The following is a 20,841-nucleotide window of genomic DNA, read 5'->3' as shown; positions in this document are numbered from 1 at the left end:
TTTCCGTGACCATTGACCGCCGAGCTGCGGCGGGCCGAGGCCCACTTCGTCGACGTTGCGAGCCTGCTGCCGCGCGTGGTTGCGGCGCGCGGGCTCGAGGACGCGCAGGACATCGCGGCGGTGCTGCGGGCCCGAGTCGCGGCGGTCGTGTCGCGGGATAGCGGAGCGGGTCGCTCGCGCCGTGCGCCGCGTCTCGTCCCTGGACTCATGCCACGGGCGCTCGGCCCGATGGATTCTGCCATGCATCAGGCCTTGGTCGAGCGCGCCGACCTGATCGAGTCGCGAGCGGCCGCAGTGCTCGACCGTGCGTTGCTCGCAGGGGAGTCGTGGACTCGAGCGCTCGGGGTACCGCCGCGAGGATCGGCGTCCGCTGTGTGGCGAAAGTACGCGAGCACGGTCTCGGCGTACCGCGATCGCTACGGCATTACGTGTGCTAAGCCGCTAGGTGCAGTACCAGAGAGGCGGCGCAGAAACTTGACGCCTCTCGAGCGCGTGCCGCACTCGAGGGCGCGCAGCGGCTGGCGAAAATCACGCTTACCTTGCGCCCCGATCAGCTGTCGTTCCCCGTCTAATGCTCTAGCTCACCAGATGGTGGCCGACAGATTCGAAACCACGTGATGATGCAGTCACCCGTCGTCGCGCCGAGCGCACCAACTCTGGCTTGGCAACGACGTACGAGGTGCTCGCCGTCTCACCGTCGTCGTTCTTCCGATTAGATCTTGGCGGGCGCCCCGAGCTGCACCGAGAGCTCCGCCGCGACGCGGGCAGCCAGTACCCCAGCCTCGTTGAGGTGCGTTCCCAGTCTCGTCTTGGGAGCGCTGACGTTGATAGCGGCGATGATGTTGCGTCGAAAATCGAAGACCGGTGCGGAGACCCCCACGACGCCCTTCTCGAATTCCTCGTCGACGGTGGCGTAGCCACGCTGACGGATGTGCGCCACTTCGCGCTTCAGACTCTCAAAATCGGTGACGAGGGGTACGCCCTGTGATTCGCGTGATGTCGTTTCGGCTGTGTCGCTATACATGAGCAGCGGCGTGACTGGACCCAACACCGGTTCATCATGTCCGTGCGCTTCATACCAGCGCCGAAGATCGTCCTCGGCCCAATCGCTCACGAGCACTCGTCCTGACGACGTGCGCCACGCGGCCGTACTAACACCCTCCCAGCCGAGCCCGCGAAAGGCATACTCGCTGAGTTCACTCGCCAACGTCAGCACGCTCCCCCCGCGCAAGACACACAGGTGGGTGGTCTCATGAGTTGCCGTGACCATCCGTCGAAGGTACGGCACGGATGCGCGCACGAGGCGAGATTCGAGCGTGCGCGCTGCGAGGGCGTAGAGCTGGTAACCCAGACGGTAGTTTTGCGTGACTTCGTCGCGGGAGACCAAACCGACCTCGGCAAGAGTCGCCAAAGTGCGCGACACCAGGCCCTTGTCGCGTCCGGCCAACTGGGCCACACGGAGGACTCCAAGCCCACCAGAGGAGTCAGCTTCTGGAGAACCGAGAATTTCTAGAAGCTCGAGATCCCGGCGTAATCCAGCGGAGTTTCGCCGTGGTACTGCTTTGGCCGCTCCGGAATCCGAGCCGCTCAACATGGTCATCATGGTTGCAGAATAGTTGAATGTTGCCATATGCACAATCATGGTTGTGCAAAAGGGCACGATCTCGTAGTCTCGCTGTATTCCACCGCTATTCAGTTGAATCGCGGTTCACGCAGAGTTGAGTGAAGGAGGACGCGCCCGTGACCTTAGACCTGAACGGACTGTTGACGTTCTGGGCCCGCCGGTGGGACGACATCCTGGAGTTGCTCGGCGAACATCTCGCCGTTGTGGCCGTCGCCCTGGCGATCGCCATGGTGATCGGTGTCGGAGTGGGGATGTTGGTGTGGGACAAGCCCCTTCCACGGTCCGCCGTCATCACTGCTGCAGGCGTGGCCCTCACCATCCCGTCGCTTGCGCTGCTCGCCCTGCTGATTCCCGCAGTTGGCCTGGGCTGGACGCCGACCGTGATCGCCCTCGTTATGTACTCGCTGCTGCCAATCGTGCGCAACACGGTCGTGGGCCTTCGCGAGGTTTCTCCAGCAATTATGGAATCCGCCCTTGGTATGGGCATGACGCCATTCACGGTGCTGCTCCGCGTGCAGCTTCCAATGGCGTGGCCAATCATTCTCACTGGGGTACGCGTGGCCGCCCAACTTACGATCGGCGTCGCTGCGATTGCAGCCTATGTAGCCGGCCCCGGTCTTGGCCAGTTCATCTTTCAGGGTCTCAGCTCGCTCGGTTCTAAGAACGCCCTCAACTTCGCCCTCACCGGAACGCTCGGTGTGGTGCTTCTCGCACTCGTCGTCGATGCCGCCTTCGTGGGCATCACCCGTTCAACCACCTCAAGGGGACTCCGTGCCTAAGCAACCAAACACCGCCCTGCTGCAGATCGCCGGCAAAACGAGTGGTGCGCTCATCGAACTCAACAACGTAACCAAGCAGTACGCCAACCAGCCCGCCGCCGCGGTTCAGAACTTCTCGATGACCGCGCAACCCGGCGAGCTAATCATGTTTGTCGGTCCGAGCGGATGCGGCAAAACCACCACCATGAAGATGATCAATCGCATCATCGAGCCCACCAGCGGCTCGATCTCGATCGACGGCCGCGATGTACTCTCGCTCGACCCTAGTGAACTTCGCCGCCACATCGGCTATGTCATCCAGCAGATCGGGCTGTTTCCGCACATGACCATCGCCGAGAACATCGGCGTTGTCCCCAAGCTCCTAAATTGGAGCAAAGCAAAAACGAACGACCGGGTGCACGAACTCCTCACTACGGTGGGCCTCGAACCCGGCGACTTCGCGCACCGCTACCCCAAGCAACTCTCCGGCGGACAGCAACAGCGCGTAGGTGTTGCTCGTGCCTTGGCCGCCGACCCGCCGGTGATGCTCATGGACGAACCGTTCGGCGCGACCGACCCGATCACCCGAGAGAAACTACAGGCCGAGTTTCTGCGCCTTCAAGCATCGATCGGCAAGACCATCATCTTCGTCACTCACGACTTCGACGAGGCCGTGCGTCTCGGCGACCGCATCGCCGTGCTCAGTAACCGCAGCCAGATTGAACAATTTGATACCCCGGCGAATATTCTCTCGAACCCTGCCAACGATTACGTCTCTTCATTTATCGGTTTGGGCACTGCAATCAAACGCCTCGTCCTCATTCCTGTGACCGCAGCTCGCCTCGGCCCCGCAAACGCCGCGACTGGGGGAGGAACCACGGTGCGCACCACGGATTCTTTGCGTGACGCCCTTGATTCCCTCGTTCTTTCAGGACTCCCGGCACTGGCCGTAGTTGATGAGCTAAACAAGACGGTTGGGTCGATTAGCGTTGACCAAATCTCCGCAGTGCTCGGTGCCGAAGTGCCCGTTCTCGCCCCTACTGCGGAGGCCTGACCATGGTCGTCCCGACGGCTACCAGCGCGACCCCGACTGTGCTGCGCCGCACGGCCCGGCGTAGCGATGAAATCTGGTCGATCAAGCGGTTCCTCACCCCCGCCGCGGTGCTACTCGTGCTCGTCGTGCTCTTTCTCTGGCTGTCGAGCCTGACGCTCGACTCGATCGAGTCCCGCACCCTCAACACGGACTACATCATCGCCCGCGTGCGCGAGCACCTCGGGCTCACAGTAGTTGCGTCTGCACTCGTGGCCCTTTTAGCCATTCCGACTGGAATCCTGCTCAGCCGCACGCGCTCGCGCCTGATCAAGGCGATCGTGCTGGGCCTCGCCAACGTGGGCCAGGCAACGCCGGCGGTCGGCGTCATCATTCTGCTGGCCATCCTCTGGCAAACCGGCTACCTTACGGCACTCGTCGGGCTTGTCGTTTACTCGTTTCTGCCGGTGCTGCGTAACACCATGATCGGTCTGCAACAGGTCGACGAGAATGTGCGCGAATCGGCCTTCGGAATGGGTATGACCCAGAACCAGGTGCTCTTTCGTATTGAGCTGCCCCTCGCCGTGCCGGTGATCCTCGCCGGGCTGCGCACGTCGCTGGTCTTCTGCGTGGGGGTGGCGACGATCGCCACCTTCATCAACGCCGGTGGCCTGGGCGACATGATCGTCAACGGCTTGAAACTGCAGCGATACCCAGTCCTGGTGACCGGCGCCGTACTCGTCGCCTGTATCGCCCTTCTCATCGACTGGATCGCCGCTACAGCCGAAGACGTGCTCCGCCCCCGTGGTACCTGAACTCTCAATTTTTTCTTCGATCACAGCAGCTCTAACCAACCCCACACCCAAGGAGTAACAATGAAAAAAGCCACTGTCCTTTCTATCCTTGCCCTCACGGCCGTCGGCGCCCTGGCCCTGACCGGCTGTTCGTCGGGCAGTTCGGCTGGGACCGCGTCCAAGGGTGACGAAGTCACCGGCCTCACGGGTACGATCGGCGCCAAGGATTTCTCCGAGCAGTACATCCTCGCCTACCTGACGAGCGGTCTCCTCAATGCTCACGGCGCTAAGACAGATGCCAACACGCAGGTTGTCGGCTCGGCCAATGTTCGCGCCGCACTCGAAAGTGACGACTTCATGGGGTACTGGGAATACACCGGTACGTCCTGGATCACCTACAACAACAACACCGCTCCGGTACAGGGTGAGGAAGCGCAGTTCGCCGCCACCAAGGAGGCCGATGCCGCGAACGGTATCGCGTGGCTCGACCCAGCACCGCTTAACAACACCTATGCGTTCGCGATTCGCTCCGACAAGGCTAAGGAGTTGGGCGTCACTTCGCTCAGCGACATCGCCAAGCTGCCGGTGGCCGACCAGACCTTCTGCATTGAGAGTGAATTCTCGACCCGCGATGATGGTTGGCCGGGTCTCAAGGCCGCGTATGGTCTCGACGTTCCCGACTCCAATGTGGCCTTGCTCGACACGGGTGTTATCTATACGGCCACCGAAAAGGGCGACGACTGCAACTTCGGTGAGGTTTTCCAGACGGATGGGCGCATCACCGCCCTCGACCTCACGGTAATGAAGGACGACAAGGAATTCTTCCCGGTATACCAGGGCGCGTTCACGCTCAAGCAGACCACACTCGATGAATACCCCGGCATCGCCGAGGTCATGGCGCTGATGAGTGACAAGCTGACGACCGAAGAAATGCAGAAGCTCAACGCGCTGGCCGATGTTGACGGAGACGACCCCGAAGACATCGCCAACGAATGGCTGACCGAACAGGGACTGATCTGATGACGCAAGCCCTCCAGATCGGCGAGAGCTTCATCGGCGAGGGAGTGAACGCCGCCCACGTCAACACGGTCTTCGGTCACCGCGGAGGTCCGGCGGGGGTGGCCTGGGCGACCGCCCTTGCCACCCCGAGCGCGGGTCACGTTCCCTTCGTCACCGTGCTGCGCCCCTCCCTGCCGGTCAAACCGCTCACCCTGTTCGTGACCAAGGCCGCTCCGGCAACGGATGCTCACGGCCTGCTGATCTGGGGACCGGCGCAGGCCGGCATCGCAGCCGGGGTCGCCGAAGCCCTGGCTGACGGCACCATCTCGCGAGAACAGGCTGACAGTCACGTGATCATTGCCGCCGTTTGGGTGAACCCGGGCGCCGACGACGCCGAAGCCGTCTACGCCCACAACCGCCTCTCCGTGCACACTGCCCTCGTCAACGGTGCGGCCGGACTGCCAAGCACCGACGCCGTGATCCAAGCCCGCGACAGCCCGTCCAACCCGTTCTTCACGCCCGCGAACACCGCGGCTCCGGCGCCAACCCTCTCGGGAGCATCCACATGAAGATCACGGCGATCCGTCTCATCCGCTTGAATCTGCCACTCGATCCGCCCTTCTCGGCGGCCTGGGACCCCGTTCCGCGGCGCGACTTTCCCGCCACCCTGGTGCAGGTCGAAACGGATGCCGGTCTGATCGGCGTCGGCTCCGGCGACACCATGGACGGTTTCGAAGCCTACGAAGACCTTTTCATCGGCACCGACCCGCTACAGATCCTCAACCAGGTGCGCCGCATCGAGACGATCAACTTTCACGGCGGCCGTTACTGGCCGCTCGAAGCGGCGCTGTGGGACATCATCGGGCAGGTCGCCGGGTTGCCGGTCAGCGTGCTCTTTGGCGGGGCGCGCGACCGCCTCACCGCGTATGCCTCGTGCGGTGAGCTGAAACCGGCGGCCGCGCGGGCCGAGTCCGCGCTCGCCGCTCGGGAACGCGGCTTCAAGGCGATGAAGATTCGCATTGCCCGCGACAGCATCACCGAGGGCATCGCCGCCGTGCGCGCCACGCGCGAAGCGGTCGGCCCCGACTTCGACATCATGGTCGACCTCAACCAGATGTGGCGCATGAGCGGAGACATCGAGGCCGCCCTGCCGCTGGCCCGGGTACGTCGCATCGCCGCCGAGCTGCAGGAGCTCGGGGTGCTCTGGCTGGAGGAACCGCTGCCGCAGGCCGACGTTGTCGGTGCCCGGCGCATCCGCTCGGAAACCGGCATTCAGATCGCCGCGGGCGAAATGGTGCGCAGCATGGGCGAAATGAGCGCCCTCATTGAAGCGGATGCCTACGACATCTACCAGCCCGACGTCGCCCTCTCGGTGGGCATGTACCGGGCGAGGCAGGTCGCCGAATCTGCCAACCTGCGGCACCGGATGTTCACGCCGCACACCTGGAGCAACGGGCTGGGGCTGCTCGCAAACCTGCACGTCGCCGCCGGAGTGGATGCCGGGCCGTACCTGGAGTTTCCCTACGACCCGCCCGGCTGGACGCCCGAACGCCGCGACTTCTTCATGACCCCGCTCGACATCAACGCGTCCGGCGAACTGGTCGTGCCATCCCTGCCCGGGCTCGGCGCGCAGATCGACTGGGACGCAGTAAAGAGGTACACCGTATGACCACCGTTTTGGGCGAATCTGTCTGGATTTCCCGGGCCGCGGCCCTGAAGCCCGAGACCCGGCTGTTCATCGATGGCGCTTTTCGGCCGGCCCGCGACGGCGCCACCTTCGACAACTTCTCCCCGCGCGACGGCCGTCTGCTCTGCACGGTCAGCGCTGCAGGCGCTCCGGATGTCGACGACGCGGTTCGCGCAGCGGCCAGCGCCTTCGAGCGCGGCGTCTGGAGCCGTGCCGACCGACGCGAGCGGGCCCGGGTGCTCACCCGCCTCAGCGACCTCATGCTCGAGAACCTCGACGAACTCGCCCTGCTCGAATCCATCGATTCCGGGCATCCCATCGGGGACGCCCGCCGTGTTGACGTGCCGCAGGCCGCCCGCACAGTGCGTTGGTACGCAGAAGCCATCGACAAGATCTACGACGAGGTGGCACCCACGCCCCAGTCGGCGCTCGCCCTCGTGACCCGCGAACCGCTCGGCGTTGTCGGCGCAGTGGTTCCGTGGAACTACCCCCTCATCATCACAGCCTGGAAGATCGCGCCCGCGCTTGCAGCTGGCAACTCGGTAGTACTGAAACCGGCCGAACTGACGAGCCTGTCGGCGCTGAAGCTCGCCGAGCTAGCGGCCGAGGCAGGCATCCCCGCGGGTGTCTTCAACGTCGTTCCCGGGCTCGGACCTGTGGCCGGGCAGGCACTGGGGCGGCATCCGCTTGTGGACAAGATCACCTTCACCGGTTCACCCGCCGTCGGGCGCGGCTTTCTCACCTACTCCGGCGAATCGAACGGCAAGCAGGTCGCCCTCGAACTCGGCGGCAAGTCCGCGCAGGTCGTTCTTGCCGATACCGAAGACCTCGCCGCGTGCGCTGAATCGGTTGCCTGGGGCATCTTTTACAACGCTGGGCAGACCTGCCACGGCGGCAGTCGCCTCATCGTGGACGAGCGCGTGCACGACGAACTCGTCGACAGGGTGCTCGCGGTGGGGCGATCGCTCGTGCTGGGGGATCCGCTCAACGAGGCCACCCAGATCGGCACCATCGCGAGCGAGAAGCAGCTTGACCGGGTGCTGGGGTACACCGAGATCGCGCGCGCCGAGGGCGTTGACGTTCACGGCGGTGGCCGAGTGCGCCCCGATGGACTCTTCGGAGGCTATTACGTTGAGCCCACGGTTTTTGACGGCGTCGACAACACGGGACGAATCGGGCAGGAAGAAATTTTCGGCCCGGCCCTTGCTGTGACCACGGTGCGCGGCGCGGCCGAGGCCGTGCGCGTGGCCAACGACAGCCCCTATGGCCTCGCCGCGAGCGTCTGGACCAGCAACATCTCCACCGCTCACGCTGCCGCTCGCGAACTGCACGCCGGCACCGTGTGGGTGAACACCTTCGATGCCTCCGACATCATCACTCCCTTCGGCGGCTTCAAAAACTCGGGCAGTGGCCGCGACCGGTCGCTGCACGCCTTCGACGCCTATACCGCGTTGAAGACCACCTGGATCAACCTGGGTGATTCCACCCTTCCCACCGACTAACTCGACCACCACAGACTGAATTGAGAAAACTGTTATGACCGCTACTCCGTCGACGCGAGTCGGCTTCATCGGCCTGGGCAACATGGGCTCCGGCATGACCCGCAATCTGCAGGAGGCCGGCTACGCACTGGTCGTGAACGACATTCGGCGGGAATCAGCTGCCTCGCTGCTCGCCAACGGCGCCGTCTGGGCCGACACCCCGGCCGAGGTCGCCGCGCAGACCGACGTCGTCATCACCATGCTGCCCACGCCGCGTCACGTCGACACCGTCGTCAACGGCAAGAACGGCATCCTCGCCGGCATAGCGGATGGCGGCTGCTGGATCGACATGTCCACCTCCGTTCCCGACGTGGCCAACGGGGTGCGATTCGAGCACGCCGACCGCGGACTGCGCATCCTGGACGCACCCGTCAGCGGAATGTCGGTCGGTGCTGCCTCGGGCATGCTGCAGATCTTTGTTGGCGGTTCCTCTGACGACTTCGAGGAGTTGCTGCCGATCTTTAGGGCGATGGGAGACCCGGAGCGAATCCTGCACGTCGGTGCCGCCGGAACCGGCTACGCCGTGAAACTCATGATCAACCAGCTCTGGTTCTCCCATTTGGTCGCGACCGCCGAGGTGCTCAGCATCGGCGTCAAAGCGGGTGTCGACCTGGGCGTTCTGCGCGCCTCGCTCATCGCGAGCCCCGCCAACAGCAACTTCGTTCAGCACGACGTCCTGTCCATCCTCGGTGACGGCGACTACGACGAGGGCTTCTCCATCGCCCTCGCCTGTAAAGACCTCGGACTCTCCATCGACCTGGCCCGCTCCGTGGGGGTACCCGCCGAACTCAGCGGCCTGGTGGAGCAGATCTACCGCCGCGCCCGCGCCCAATACGGAGACGCCGCGGGGGAGATGAGCCCGGTGCGACTCTATGAGGATCTCAGTGGAATCAACCTGCGACTGAACGATTCCACCCCGTCGAGCCCCGCCGACGTGGTGGCTGCCGTCGCAGCGGCCGAGGAAGCAGCCGAAGCGTCGGCGAATGCCGCCGTCGCCGCGTCGGTGGCGGCATCCGCTGCCGCGTCGGCCGTGGCGTCATCCGTCAACGCCGATCTGGCCTCCGCATGAGCACCATCCGCCCAACGGATGCGACCGCCGCCGCGACCGGGCTGGCCCCGCTGCCCCGGTCGCTGAGCGACATTTCGCTCGTGCTCGACCCGAAACCGGTCGCGCATTTCGGCCGCGGCACCGTGACCGAAGTCGGCCGCATCACGGCGGCCAGCGGGGTGACGCACGCGCTCGTCGTCACGGACCCGTTCCTCGCCACCAGCCCAGTCGTTGCCGCCGTGCGCGAGGCCCTCGAAACAGCGGGGCTCACCGTCACCGTCTACGGCGGGGTCACCCCGAACCCGACGACAACGTGCGTCGACGAGGGCAGCGACCTCGCGGCATCCGTCGGCGCGGACGGCATCGTGGCCGTGGGCGGCGGATCGTCGATGGACGCCGCGAAGGGCATCGCCCTCGGCGCGCGCAACCCGCAGCGCGGCATCGGCCTCGACTACACGAGCAGCTTCTTGCACCCGGCCCTGCCGATCGTCGCGGTGCCCACCACCGCGGGCACCGGCGCCGAGGTGAACGCCTTCGGCGTGATCACCGACGTGGTCAGCCATCGCAAGTTCTACGTGGGTCACGACAGTGCACTCGCCCGGGCGGCCGTGCTCGACCCCGACCTCACCGTGGGCCTGCCGGCCGGCGCGACCGCCGCCACCGGCATGGACGCCCTCACCCACGCACTCGAGTCCTACCTGTCCGTGCGGGCGAACCCGTACAGCGACGGCATCGCCCTACAGGTCATCGCCACCGTCGCCGAGTTTCTGCCGCGCGCCGTCGACGACGGAACCGACATTGAGGCCCGCGCGGAACTGCTGCTCGCCAGCCACGTTGCAGGAGTCGGTTTCTCGCACACCGGACTCGGTCTCGTGCACGGCATCGCGCATCCGCTTGGTGGACAGTTCAATATTCCGCACGGACTAGCGCTCTGCATCGTGATCGAGGGTGTGCTGCGCTTCAACCTCTCCGCCCGCGCGGCAAGAATCGCTCGGGTGGCCTTCGCTCTCGGCGTCGGGCGCACCGACGTGACCGAGGCCGAGAACGCGCAGCGCGCTATTGAGGCCGTCGCCGCGCTGGCCGTGAGGGTCGGCATGACCGGCCCGCTCTCGAAATTCGGAGTAACCGACGGTGATCTGGCATCGCTCGCCGCCGACACGCTTGCCGACAGCGTGACCATCAACAATCCGATCCAGCCCACCGTCGATGACGTGGTGCGCATTCTGAAGGAATCCCTGTGACCACCACGACCGAAACCCGGCAACCTGCCGGTGTCACCCGCGCCGACGAACTGGCGCTCCTTGCGAGCCTGCCCACCGGTCTGTTCATCGGCGGTGAGTGGCGAGCTGCGAGCGATGGAGGCACCTTCGACGTTTGCGACCCCTCGACCGGTGACGTACTGGTTCAGGTAGCGGATGCGACGCCGCAAGACGGCCTCGCGGCGCTGGCGGCGGCATCCGCTGCCCAAAAGGGGTGGGCAAAGACTGCGCCGCGTGTGCGCGCCGAGATATTGCGGGCTGCATTCGAAGCGGTAACCGCGCGGGCCGACGACTTTGCCCTGCTGATGACGCTCGAGATGGGCAAGCCGCTCGCCGAGGCCCGCGGTGAGGTGAGCTATGGCGCCGAATTTCTGCGCTGGTTCTCAGAGGAGACGGCCCGCATTTCGGGCCGGTTCGCGGTCGCGCCCGACGGTCGAAGCCGCCTGATGGTGACCAGGCGTGCGGTCGGGCCGTGCCTGTTCATCACACCATGGAATTTTCCTTTGGCCATGGCCACGCGCAAGATCGCTCCGGCTATCGCAGCGGGGTGCACGATGGTGCTGAAGCCAGCAGCGCTGACACCGCTTAGCGCGCTGCTCTTTGCCCAGGTACTGCAGGAGTGCGGGCTGCCGGCCGGGGTGCTCAACGTCGTGCAGACTACAAGTGCCGGTGCCGTGACTGGGCCGCTGATCACCGATTCTCGGCTTCGTAAACTGTCGTTCACCGGATCGACCCCGGTGGGGATCAACCTGTTGAAAACTGCGGCCGACCAGGTGCTGCGAGTGTCCATGGAGCTTGGCGGTAACGCTCCGCTCCTTGTCTTCGAAGACGCCGATCTCGATGCCGCCGTCGACGGCGCGATGGTCGCGAAGCTGCGCAATGGCGGTGAGGCTTGTACCGCAGCGAACCGCCTGCTGGTGCACGAATCCATCGCGCGGGAGTTCACGCAACGCTTGGTAGAGCGGATGCGCGCCCACACCGTCGGCCGCGGCACCGAACCAGCCACGCTGCTCGGCCCGCTCGTCGACGAGGCCACCAGGGCCAAGGCGCACGAGCTCGTGATCGATGCCCAACGACAGGGTGCAACTCTGGCATTGGGTGGCACGTACATCGATGGACCCGGGTATTTCTACGCGGCGACCGTGCTGACGGATGTCCCCGCCTCCGCACGCATCATGCGCGAAGAGGTCTTCGGTCCCGTCGCGCCGATCATCACCTTCAAGACCGAAGCGGAGGCGATCGCGTTGGCCAACGACACCGAGTTCGGTCTGGTCGGGTACGTATTCACTCTCGATCTCAACCGTGCCCTGCGATTGTCGGAAGAGCTCGACGTGGGCATGCTCGGCGTGAATACGGGCATCGTCTCGAATCCGGCCGCACCGTTTGGAGGAGTCAAGCAGTCGGGGCTGGGCCGAGAGGGCGGTTTCGAGGGCATCGAAGAATACTTGGAGACTCGCTACGTCGGCATCGCCGACCCCTTTGCTGCTGTGAACTAGACCTTTGGGCGTATCGACGGTGTCGATGCGCCCATCGGGCACGTCTGGACCTTTACAACTGGGGGCTTTCCTCCATATGCATCCAGTTCTAGGGTGTTGGTAGGCATCCTCTATAACGCGCTGTCGCTCGTTGCGATGGTATGACTTTCAGTCCTTCAGGTTCTTGTTGCCGAGCATCTGAAAGGCCGCGCCATGTTCGAATTCATTCTGGCCGCCACCGCCCGCAGCTACTTCTTCTTGCGTCGATTCATGCCGACCGCTCTTGTGATCGACGCGATCCATACGAGGCGCGGGCTGAAGTGGGGTGTGCCGGCGATGCTGCTCGCCGTTCCGTATGCGCTCGCAGCTATCTATTGCCGAGCGCAGGTCGAAGCCGGCGGGCCCGGTTGGCTAAACCTGCTCGTGATCTTGTGTCTCTGGAACACCCTGAAGATTCTCTTGATCGGGCCAATCAGCCTGCTCAAGTTGATCGCGGTGCGCGTTCGTGAAGCAGTGGCGCGCCGTGGCATGACGCGGGCGCTGCTCGCCGACGGCGTCGAGCGCTTCGACGGGCCGACGCTCGTGTTGGGGCGCGGCTGACGGCAAGTCTCGGCCTGCGTACCTCCTGGTAGCGGCATGATTAGCTCACACACGACCGCGCACAGGAGGCTTCACTATGACGATTCCGCAAGAGCAGTTCGACGACCTGCTCAGCCGCACCGCCTTGGCTGCTCTGTTCTACTATCCGGAGATAGCCGTCGACGATGACGGCCCCAACCTGCAGAACGACATCGCGTACTGCCTGGAACCTGTCGCTGGGATCGCGGACGAGGACGCCGAACGGCTGCGCGTCGCGATCGGGCGTGTGATCACGAATCCGACGGCGCATCGCTCTGAGCTGCTTGCTTTGGTCATCGAGTTGGCTCCGCCGCCTGCCGAGTAGCCGCGATCATGAACGACCCATCTGAGGAAGGCGCCGCGGCGCGGAAGGCGCTGGCGGAGCATCCGTCTGCTGATGAAGCGGCGGAGAAGTGGCGCCAGTATGTGGCGGCGAATCGCAACCGGATCCGCGCGATAAATCGGCTCTGGCGGGCCGAGCACCTAGAACGGGCCCGGGAGCTCAACCGGGACTCGATCCGTCGGGCCGCTGCTCGGCGGCATCGGGAGGCAGTGGGCCGAGCGCAACAAGGAGCGCCGTGCCGAGTTGCAGCGCAACCGGCGCAGCGATCCCGAGATCTACCGGTCCGAGCTGGAGGCCAACGCAGCAGCGCGACGGCTGAAGCGCAGCCTGAGTCGGGCCGGCCTCCCGCCGCAGCTTTTGCACGCGACGACCGCGGCGGAGTGCCGGGCCAACGAGCGCGAGGCCGATACCTACTTCAATGACCCGTCGCGGCCAGAGCATCTGCGGCAGTTCACGGTGTTCGCGGAATCGCTGACCGAGCACATGTTGAAGAACGACACTCGCATGCGCGAGTTCGCCGAGGCGTACGTGGAGACCAGAGCGCGCATGGGCCTTCCGTCGGTTCCGGCGGAGACCATCGTTCACGCCCGAGCCGTCGAGATAGTCGCGGAGCGGATGCGCCGGGTCGACCTACTGACCAGCCGCGACGTCGCCGCGGCCGTGCGGAGTACGAAAGCTGAGGTGCGGCGGGTAGAGCGACAACAGCAATTCGACCAACTCGTAAGAGCTGTCGTAACGCAGGTGCAGCGTAATTGCAAGCGGTATGTTGTCGAAGCTGAGATGGAGAACCAGGCAAGGGCACGTCGCGGGAAGCCGCGTGCGCCAGTGGAATCGCTGATCATACAGGCACCCGCCCCGCTCGAGTAACCCTCCGATGGGAATCTCCAACCAGGCGCTGGGGATGTACTGCAAGATGAGCGCCCTGATGCAAGCACGGCAAGCCATCCGGCCCGCCGAAAGTCCCCGTGCCGCACCACGCGCCCGAGAATGATGGCGGCGGTCAGCGCGTCGCACGGGTCAACGAGGATGACGCCGTCAATAGGCCTTAGGAGCAGGACCAGGAAGGGGACGGCCACCGAATCAATCCCCATCCCGGTAACGCGCTGCATGCTCGAGCCGACCAACAACGCGAGGACTACATGAACGGTCCACCACATTTAGGCTTTCCAGGCTACGTACTGCGTCTCTCGGAATTCCAGCATGCCGGCACTTGCGCCACCGCGGCCGAGACCTGATTGTTTGGTGCCACCCAGGGCGCGAATGCCACGGAGGGAAACGGATCGTTGATCCCCCACGATGCCGGCTTCGAGCGTCTGGAGGTAGCTAGAGTTTTCGCCCGTTGCGACCATTGGGGCCAAGCTGACCGCGACTATACATTTTGTGTCTGGTCCTGAAGGTCCTGATGGTCCTCTGGTCGTTGTCGACACCGTCTTTTGTACTATGGGACCGTGACAAGGGACCTGTCGTCGGTGTAGTCCTCACCTGAGGGCAAGTAGGCCTGTGCGTCAAAAGTCGAGTTGACCTGCCGGAATGTGTAGGCGGGCTCCGGCCAGAGAGTTGTTAGCCGACCGTTGCGATGGTCCACGTACCAACTCTTGCACCCGCCGGTGAGCCACACCGTGCCCTCGGCGAGTCTGTCCAGACGGCCCATGTACGCTTCTTCGGCCGACTCGGAAACCTCCAGCTGAGGCAGCCCGGATTCGTCCTTGAAATCCAGGGCGCCCATGATGTAGTCGATCTGAGCCTCCGCGATATAGACCGCTGAGTTATGACCCAGCCCGGTGTTTGGGCCGCTGATAATCCACATGTTCGGGAATCCATGCACGGCTGTTGTGGCGTAGGCCTGCATACCGTTGGCCCAATTGGTGCTGAGCAAGATTCCGTTGCGGCCGGTGACACGGTAAGAAATCGGGAGATCGGTCGCCTCGAAGCCCGTGCAGGAGATCAGCACGTCCAATTTGTGGGGGACTCCGTCCTTGGTGAACACGCGATTCCCCTCAACTCGATCGATTCCGCCTGTTTCTAGCTCCACGTGCTCTTGGGTGAAGGCAGGGTAGTAGTCGTTGGACTTCAGTACACGCTTGCAGCCAAACGTGTAGTTGGGTGTCAGCTTCTGGCGCAGCTCCGGATCGGTGATTTGTCGGTGCAAGTGGTCAATCGCCACTTTCGCTGCAGTCGAGACCAAGGCGGGCGTGCCGCGGCGCTGGGCGTAGCGCTCTTCGTTGGACCAGAACATCTCTTTGCGCAGTTCTTGCATGGTTTCGGGCATCTTGCGGAATAGGCCCTTTTCCTCCTCGGAGTATGCCCGGTCGGGGCGAGGAGTCACGTAGGGGGCAGAACGCTGGAAGACGACGACGCCGGAGGCGACCTTGGCGACCTCCGGTAGAACCTGGATGGCAGTGGCTCCGGACCCGATGATGCCGATCCGCTTACCCTCTAGCTGGACAACGTCGTCCCACCGCGCTGAGTGGAATAAGTCGCCGGAGAACTCGGAGAGACCACCGATGTTGGGTAGTTTGGGCTCGGAGAGATGACCTACCGCGGTGATCAGGGCTTTCCCAACGAACCGCCCTTGGGGGGTGTTCACAATCCAGTGCGAAGATTGGTCGTCCCAGCGGGCGCTAGTGACTTCGGCGTGGAAAACGATTCGCTCCAGCAGGTTCTCCTCTTCCGCTGCGTTGCGGAGGTACTCGAGGATCTCCTGCTGGGATGCGAACATCCGCGACCACTCTGCGTTCGGCCGAAAAGAGAAGGAGTACAAGTGCGATGGGACGTCGCAGGCCGCCCCCGGGTAGTGGTTATCACGCCATGTGCCACCGACGTCATCCGCGCGCTCCAAAATGACGAACGAGCGCTTCCCCTCGCGAGTCAGTTGTGTACCCATTCCCAGGCCAGCGAAGCCTGCGCCGATGATGATGACATCGAGTGAAGCACCGTGTTCGGAATTTTTCAGTGAAGTGTTTTCCATTGTTGCTCCAGTTGCGCCTTGTATTGCGTTGCAGACGTGTTAGATGTGGATTCGTTCTTGGACCTGACCCCTCGGGAAGGCCTCGGGGATCGTGAGGAACTCGTTGATGATTTGAAAGAGCTGGGCCGGGCGTTCCTGCGGAACGGCGTGTCCGCTCTCGATGACCGCGTACCGTGCGTTGGCGATGCCGCCGAAGAGCAGCTTGGATTGCCGGTCCGGGACCATCTGGTCATAGCTACCGGCGATGACCAAGGTCGGAGCAAGAACTTTGGGCAGCTTGTCGCTCAGGTCGGCGTCTCGGTTCAACTTCATTTGCTCGGCAATCCCCGCGGGAAATTGACGGGCTTCGATCAGTGCCTGGACCTCGGAGTCGGTCTTGCTGGCGAGGAACGGTGGACCATAGGCCGTCAATGTCGCGAACTCACGCAACAGGTTGTCGTCCGTCTCGAAGAGGCGCTGCCAGATCCGGTTACGCAGCTTCTGCTGCGTGCCGGCCCGGACCCATCCGGCGACGAGGGTCAGCGTTAGGGCGGTAGCGGGCCTGTCCGCGGCCAGATCTGCCGCCACCAATGCGCCCAGCGAGTACCCCACAAGGTGGACGCCCTGATTCGGAGCGCGTTCATCAATGACGCGCGAGACCTGTGCCGAAAGGTAGCCCAAGGACAGTTCTCCATTCGTAGTCTGCAGGTCGAGGGCTATAACTCGGTATCGGGTAGTGAGCATGGGGAACAACGTGCGGAAATGCGTGGAGGCGCTTCCGCCAGTGCCGTGCACCAGCACGACCGTTGGCCTCGCGTCGTACGGGGCGCCTGTGTCGTAGAAGGGGACAGTCAAGTCACCAATTAGGACGAGCCCCTCCTGCGCATCTGGATGAATCTTCATTCATATCCCTTCGATTATTGGGCAGCTACTGACCCGTTCGATTGCGAGTCCGGACAACTTGGTGGTCATCACCTGCCACGCGTGCGTCGATATCCGGTTGGAGACGGGACTATTCGACCAGAAGTGACACGGTCTCGGCCACACAAGCAATCCGGTCTGGCGTATCGACCTCGATGCGATGGCCGATAACGGCTTGGTGGCCCCGTTCCGACTCGGTCACGGATAGGAGCGTGAGCCGGTCGCGCACTTGGGAGCCCACGGGCACGGGGTTTGGAAACCTCACCTTGTTGAGCCCGTAGTTCACGACCATGCGCAGTCCGACGACCCGGTATACCTGCTTGGTCAGGAACGGAATCATCGAGAGCGTCAGGTACCCGTGAGCCACGGTCCTGCCAAAGGGTCCGGCGGCGGCCGCGACGGGATCAACGTGAATCCATTGTTGGTCGCCCGTTGCAGCGGCGAAGGCCAGGACCTGATCTTGTGTCACAGTGTGCCACCGGCTAACGCCGAGCTCCTCGCCGACGAGCTCTTCAAGCTGTGTGAGGCCGTGAATCTCTCGCACGGGTCAGCGCTCTAGGATCGGCCGGTAGACGGCCTGCGTCTCGGCCAGGCTCTCGCCGAGAACCACCCCGCCCTGGAACTCCTCGGGCACGAGGTTCTCCCCGAGCTGTTCGAGAACAGTGGCGTCGGTCATGCATGCTTCAAGGGCGCTTTCGAGTGCCGTCGCAATGGGCGTCGGCAGGTCCCTCGGGCCGAACAGCCCGAAGATGGATGTCGCATTCACGAGATCGGTATAGCCGAGCTCGGCAAGCGTGGGCAACTCTGGAAGCCAGCGCAGTCGCTGCGAGGTCGTCGCGGCCAGCGCCCGAAACGTTCCCTCGTCGATGCGTGAATCGACGTCGGGGTGATCGTTGATAAACAGTGCGTCGACGTGCCCGCCGAGCAGGCTGGTGGTCATCTCGGCATTTCCGGATGCCGGAACGGCCACGACGTCGACTCCATACTTGTTCCGGAGGCGTTGCAGCTCGATTGCGGCCGGGCTGGAAGCTCCGGGAACGCCGATGGTAAGTGTGCCCGGATGCTTTTCCGCAGCCGCAAAGAATTCCTCCGCGCTCTCGTACGGGGACTCCTCGCCCACCACGATGAGCGTAGGATTCTCGGCCATGACGCCAATCGGGGTGAAATCGTCGAGCGAATAGGCCAGCGTGTTCACCATCGGGGTCATGATGAGCGTGCCCGCCGTTCCCAGGCCAAGGGTATAGCCGTCCGGTTTCGCGCTTGCCAGCTCTTGCATTGCCACTGCCCCACTGCCGCCCGCTTTGTTCTCCACTACGAAGGCCTCGCCGAGGACGTCGGTAAGGCATGACGAGACGGACCGTGCGGTGAGATCGGAGGGACCGCCGGCCGCGTACGGCATGAGAACCGTGACGGCCTTCGACGGGTAGGTCTCTGTACTGCCGCCGGTCGTGTCGCCCGCGCACCCGGCCAGCACGAGAGACAGCCCGACGACTGCGGCGGGAACCACGAGGTATGTGCGTGTCTTAGACATTATTTCCGCCTACCGGAACGCCGGAATGCCGGTGATGTGGTTGCCGAGAATGAGCGTGTGCACCTCGTCCGTTCCCTCGTAGGTACGCACGGACTCCAGGTTGTTCGCGTGGCGCAGCGGAGAGTATTCGGTGGTGATGCCGTTGCCACCGAGGACGGAACGGGCCTCGCGGCAGATGTCCAGCGCCTGGCGCACGTTGTTGAGCTTGCCAAGTGAAATCTGCACGGGCTCGAGAACAGCGGCATCCTTCATGCGGCCGGTGTGGATGGCGAGCAGGGTGCCCTTCTGAATTTCGAGCAGCATGTTCACGAGCTTCAGCTGCGTGATCTGGTACGCGGCGAGGGGCTTGTCGAACTGCATGCGTTCGAGGGAATACGCCAGGGCCACTTCGTAGCTGTCCCGCGCGGCACCCATCGCACCCCAGATGATGCCATAACGGGCCTCATTCAGGCACGCGAACGGTCCGCTCAGGCCGCGCGCTCCCGGCAGTAGCGCGGTGTCGGGAAGCCGAACGTCGTCGAGCAGGATGTCGCACTGGATGGAGGCCCGCATCGAGAGTTTCGCCTCGATCGGCGTCGCAGTGAAGCCAGGTGTGTCGGTGGGCACGATGAAACCGCGCACGCCCTCGTCGGTCATGGCCCAAATGATGGCGATCTGGGCAATGGATGCGAGGCCGATCCACCGCTTGGATCCCTGGAGGATCCAGCCCCCGGTGTGATCCCGGCGGGCGGTCGTTGCCATGCTCGACGGGTCGGAACCTGCGGTCGGTTCGGTGAGTCCGAAGCATCCGATCAGCCGGCCGGCCGCCATCTCGGGCAGGTATCTGTTCTTCTGCTCCTCGGAGCCCCACTTGTGGATGCTGCTCATTGCGAGCGAACCCTGCACGCTCACGAAGGTGCGCAGGCCGGAGTCGCCGGCTTCGAGTTCCATGGCGGCCAGGCCATATTCCACGCTCGACCGGCCGGGGCAGCCGTAGCCGGTGAGGTGCATGCCGAGCAGCCCGAGGGCGCCCATCTGTTCCACGATCTCGGGCGGGAAGTGCGCCGATTCGTACCAGTCCTTGATATACGGCCTGATTCTCTCCCGTACGAAGGTCCGAACCGTGTCACGCAGTTCGAGTTCGGCTGCGCTCAGCAGCCCGTCGAGATTCAGAATATCCGAGGTGGTCGCGGGCATGAGTGGCTCCTTTGCCGAGTTTGCGCGCTGGGTGACCAGCGCCACGCTCTCGACTGTGCCAGTAAATCTATTTTCGATCCAATACCAAATCGGGGGCGGAATTATTTCTATTCAGCATGAATCTCGGTGGTGGGAATCACGGGTGGAGTGGGGAGTACCTCTTCAGAGAGTCGCAGGACCTCGCGCAGTGCCGGGCTGTCATTGTCGGCGCGCCACACGAGCTGCAAGAGGATGGGCGCCATTTCGTCATCGAGGGGCAGAAAAACAACGCCGGGGTAGTGCACGTTTTCGGCCACCGTGGAGACGGTGAGTGCAACGCCGATCCCGGCCGCGACGAGCGAGACGAGCGTCCACGTGTCGGGAGCCACCTGCACGATGGAGGGCACGAAACCGGCCGTGCTGGCCAGTCGCATGAGGTAATCGCGCAGGATCGCGCCGGGGTCCTGCGGCAACGTCACGAAGTGTTCGCCGACGAGATCTTGCATGGAAACGGACTGTCGATCGGCGAGCGGATGGCTGGAGTGGATCGCGATCACGAGGTTCTCGTAGGCGATCACCCGATGTTCGATGCCGGCCGGGATGAAGTTCCACCGCCCCAGTCCGATCTCCATCTCCTGGTTGATCACCTTGTCGAGCGCGGGGGTGGCGAAGTTAGAGCTGTAGAGCTCGAAGTCGATTCCCGGGTGGGTCGCGCGCACGAGTTTGGCGAGTGTGCCCACCATGACGTGTGATGATGCTCCAGCGAAGGCCACTCGCACCCGGCCGGTCTCGCCCTTTCCCGCCGACGACACCGCGACCCCCGCACGACGCACGCCGTCGAGGATGTCTGTGGCTGGCTGCACGAGCGCTTCGCCCGCCGGCGTGAGACGCACCGAACGGGTGCTGCGGGAGAAGAGCAGGGTTCCGAGCTCGCGCTCCAGGTTCTGGATGGCCCGGCTCAGCGGGGGCTGCGCCATGAAGAGTTTTGCGGCAGCGCGGCCGAAGTGAAGTTCCTCGGACACGGCCAGGAACGCACGAATTTGCTGGATTTCCATGCTTCAACTATTTCGATAGGCGCATGAAACTGTCAACGATTTATGCACTATTGCCC

The 20,841-nt window shown here is 63.9% G+C and carries 20 protein-coding genes; 13 read left to right on the top strand and 7 right to left on the bottom strand.

Annotated features, from left to right (window positions below; all coding sequences use genetic code 11):
• Positions 1-712 precede the first annotated feature (712 nt).
• A complete protein-coding gene (locus E3T29_RS19275; protein WP_241987920.1) occupies positions 713-1,456 on the bottom strand; it encodes an IclR family transcriptional regulator in 744 nt (247 codons plus the stop codon).
• 284 nt (positions 1,457-1,740) lie between these two features.
• Here E3T29_RS19275 and E3T29_RS19270 point away from each other — a divergent pair, with 284 nt between their 5' ends.
• From E3T29_RS19270 to E3T29_RS19210, 13 genes are all read left to right on the top strand, one after another.
• Positions 1,741-2,403 carry an ABC transporter permease gene (locus E3T29_RS19270; RefSeq protein WP_369827252.1) on the top strand — a complete coding sequence of 221 codons (663 nt, stop codon included), beginning with the start codon at positions 1,741-1,743 and terminating at the stop codon, positions 2,401-2,403.
• Positions 2,396-3,436: an ABC transporter ATP-binding protein gene (locus E3T29_RS19265; protein ID WP_370449212.1), complete on the top strand. Its 1,041-nt coding sequence runs from the start codon at positions 2,396-2,398 to the stop codon at positions 3,434-3,436. Before E3T29_RS19270 ends, E3T29_RS19265 begins: the two co-directional genes overlap by 8 nt.
• Before the next feature lie 2 nt (positions 3,437-3,438).
• Positions 3,439-4,227, top strand: a complete 789-nt coding sequence (locus E3T29_RS19260) for an ABC transporter permease (RefSeq protein ID WP_134347083.1) — start codon at positions 3,439-3,441, stop codon at positions 4,225-4,227.
• Positions 4,228-4,287: 60 nt separating this feature from the next.
• Positions 4,288-5,226 (top strand): glycine betaine ABC transporter substrate-binding protein, encoded by a 939-nt coding sequence (locus E3T29_RS19255; RefSeq protein ID WP_134347082.1) that lies wholly within the window; start codon positions 4,288-4,290, stop codon positions 5,224-5,226.
• Positions 5,226-5,774 (top strand): formaldehyde-activating enzyme, encoded by a 549-nt coding sequence (fae, locus tag E3T29_RS19250; RefSeq protein ID WP_134347081.1) that lies wholly within the window; start codon positions 5,226-5,228, stop codon positions 5,772-5,774. The genes E3T29_RS19255 and fae overlap by 1 nt, the downstream gene beginning before the upstream one ends.
• On the top strand, positions 5,771-6,874 hold the full coding sequence (locus tag E3T29_RS19245; protein ID WP_104088380.1) for a mandelate racemase/muconate lactonizing enzyme family protein: 1,104 nt from the start codon (positions 5,771-5,773) through the stop codon (positions 6,872-6,874). The genes fae and E3T29_RS19245 overlap by 4 nt, the downstream gene beginning before the upstream one ends.
• On the top strand, positions 6,871-8,394 hold the full coding sequence (locus E3T29_RS19240) for an aldehyde dehydrogenase (protein WP_134347080.1): 1,524 nt from the start codon (positions 6,871-6,873) through the stop codon (positions 8,392-8,394). Before E3T29_RS19245 ends, E3T29_RS19240 begins: the two co-directional genes overlap by 4 nt.
• 34 nt (positions 8,395-8,428) lie before the next feature.
• Positions 8,429-9,502 carry an NAD(P)-dependent oxidoreductase gene (locus tag E3T29_RS19235; RefSeq protein ID WP_134347079.1) on the top strand — a complete coding sequence of 358 codons (1,074 nt, stop codon included), beginning with the start codon at positions 8,429-8,431 and terminating at the stop codon, positions 9,500-9,502.
• The gene (locus E3T29_RS19230) at positions 9,499-10,722 is read left to right on the top strand and encodes an iron-containing alcohol dehydrogenase family protein (protein WP_134347078.1); all 1,224 of its coding nucleotides are present in this window, start codon (positions 9,499-9,501) and stop codon (positions 10,720-10,722) included. Before E3T29_RS19235 ends, E3T29_RS19230 begins: the two co-directional genes overlap by 4 nt.
• Positions 10,719-12,236 carry an NAD-dependent succinate-semialdehyde dehydrogenase gene (locus E3T29_RS19225; RefSeq protein WP_134347077.1) on the top strand — a complete coding sequence of 506 codons (1,518 nt, stop codon included), beginning with the start codon at positions 10,719-10,721 and terminating at the stop codon, positions 12,234-12,236. Before E3T29_RS19230 ends, E3T29_RS19225 begins: the two co-directional genes overlap by 4 nt.
• Positions 12,237-12,428: 192 nt before the next feature.
• Entirely contained in the window at positions 12,429-12,815 is a 387-nt protein-coding gene (locus tag E3T29_RS19220; RefSeq protein WP_174776448.1) for a sulfate permease, read from the top strand.
• A 76-nt stretch (positions 12,816-12,891) separates the two neighbouring features.
• On the top strand, positions 12,892-13,158 hold the full coding sequence (locus tag E3T29_RS19215; protein ID WP_134347076.1) for a hypothetical protein: 267 nt from the start codon (positions 12,892-12,894) through the stop codon (positions 13,156-13,158).
• A gap of 261 nt (positions 13,159-13,419) precedes the next feature.
• Positions 13,420-14,043, top strand: a complete 624-nt coding sequence (locus E3T29_RS19210) for a hypothetical protein (protein WP_134347075.1) — start codon at positions 13,420-13,422, stop codon at positions 14,041-14,043.
• A gap of 571 nt (positions 14,044-14,614) precedes the next feature.
• On the opposite strand, the gene E3T29_RS19205 is transcribed toward E3T29_RS19210, so the two are convergent.
• The 6 genes from E3T29_RS19205 to E3T29_RS19180 all read right to left on the bottom strand — a co-directional run bounded on the left by E3T29_RS19205 (position 14,615) and on the right by E3T29_RS19180 (position 20,785).
• The gene (locus tag E3T29_RS19205) at positions 14,615-16,144 is read right to left on the bottom strand and encodes an NAD(P)/FAD-dependent oxidoreductase (RefSeq protein WP_134347074.1); all 1,530 of its coding nucleotides are present in this window, start codon (positions 16,142-16,144) and stop codon (positions 14,615-14,617) included.
• A gap of 39 nt (positions 16,145-16,183) precedes the next feature.
• Positions 16,184-17,026 (bottom strand): alpha/beta fold hydrolase, encoded by an 843-nt coding sequence (locus E3T29_RS19200; RefSeq protein WP_134347073.1) that lies wholly within the window; start codon positions 17,024-17,026, stop codon positions 16,184-16,186.
• 109 nt (positions 17,027-17,135) lie between these two features.
• Entirely contained in the window at positions 17,136-17,588 is a 453-nt protein-coding gene (locus tag E3T29_RS19195) for a MaoC family dehydratase (RefSeq protein WP_134347072.1), read from the bottom strand.
• A 3-nt stretch (positions 17,589-17,591) separates the two neighbouring features.
• A complete protein-coding gene (locus E3T29_RS19190) occupies positions 17,592-18,575 on the bottom strand; it encodes a tripartite tricarboxylate transporter substrate binding protein (protein WP_134347071.1) in 984 nt (327 codons plus the stop codon).
• Between the two features lie 9 nt (positions 18,576-18,584).
• Entirely contained in the window at positions 18,585-19,751 is a 1,167-nt protein-coding gene (locus tag E3T29_RS19185; RefSeq protein WP_134347070.1) for an acyl-CoA dehydrogenase family protein, read from the bottom strand.
• A gap of 107 nt (positions 19,752-19,858) precedes the next feature.
• On the bottom strand, positions 19,859-20,785 hold the full coding sequence (locus tag E3T29_RS19180) for a LysR substrate-binding domain-containing protein (protein ID WP_134347069.1): 927 nt from the start codon (positions 20,783-20,785) through the stop codon (positions 19,859-19,861).
• Positions 20,786-20,841 lie beyond the last annotated feature (56 nt).

The sequence above is a fragment of the Cryobacterium sp. TMT1-66-1 genome, assembly GCF_004403435.1.
Lineage (GTDB): Bacteria > Actinomycetota > Actinomycetes > Actinomycetales > Microbacteriaceae > Cryobacterium > Cryobacterium flavum.
Note: the sequence above shows the minus strand (reverse complement) of the source record. Positions and strands in the feature narration are given on the sequence as shown.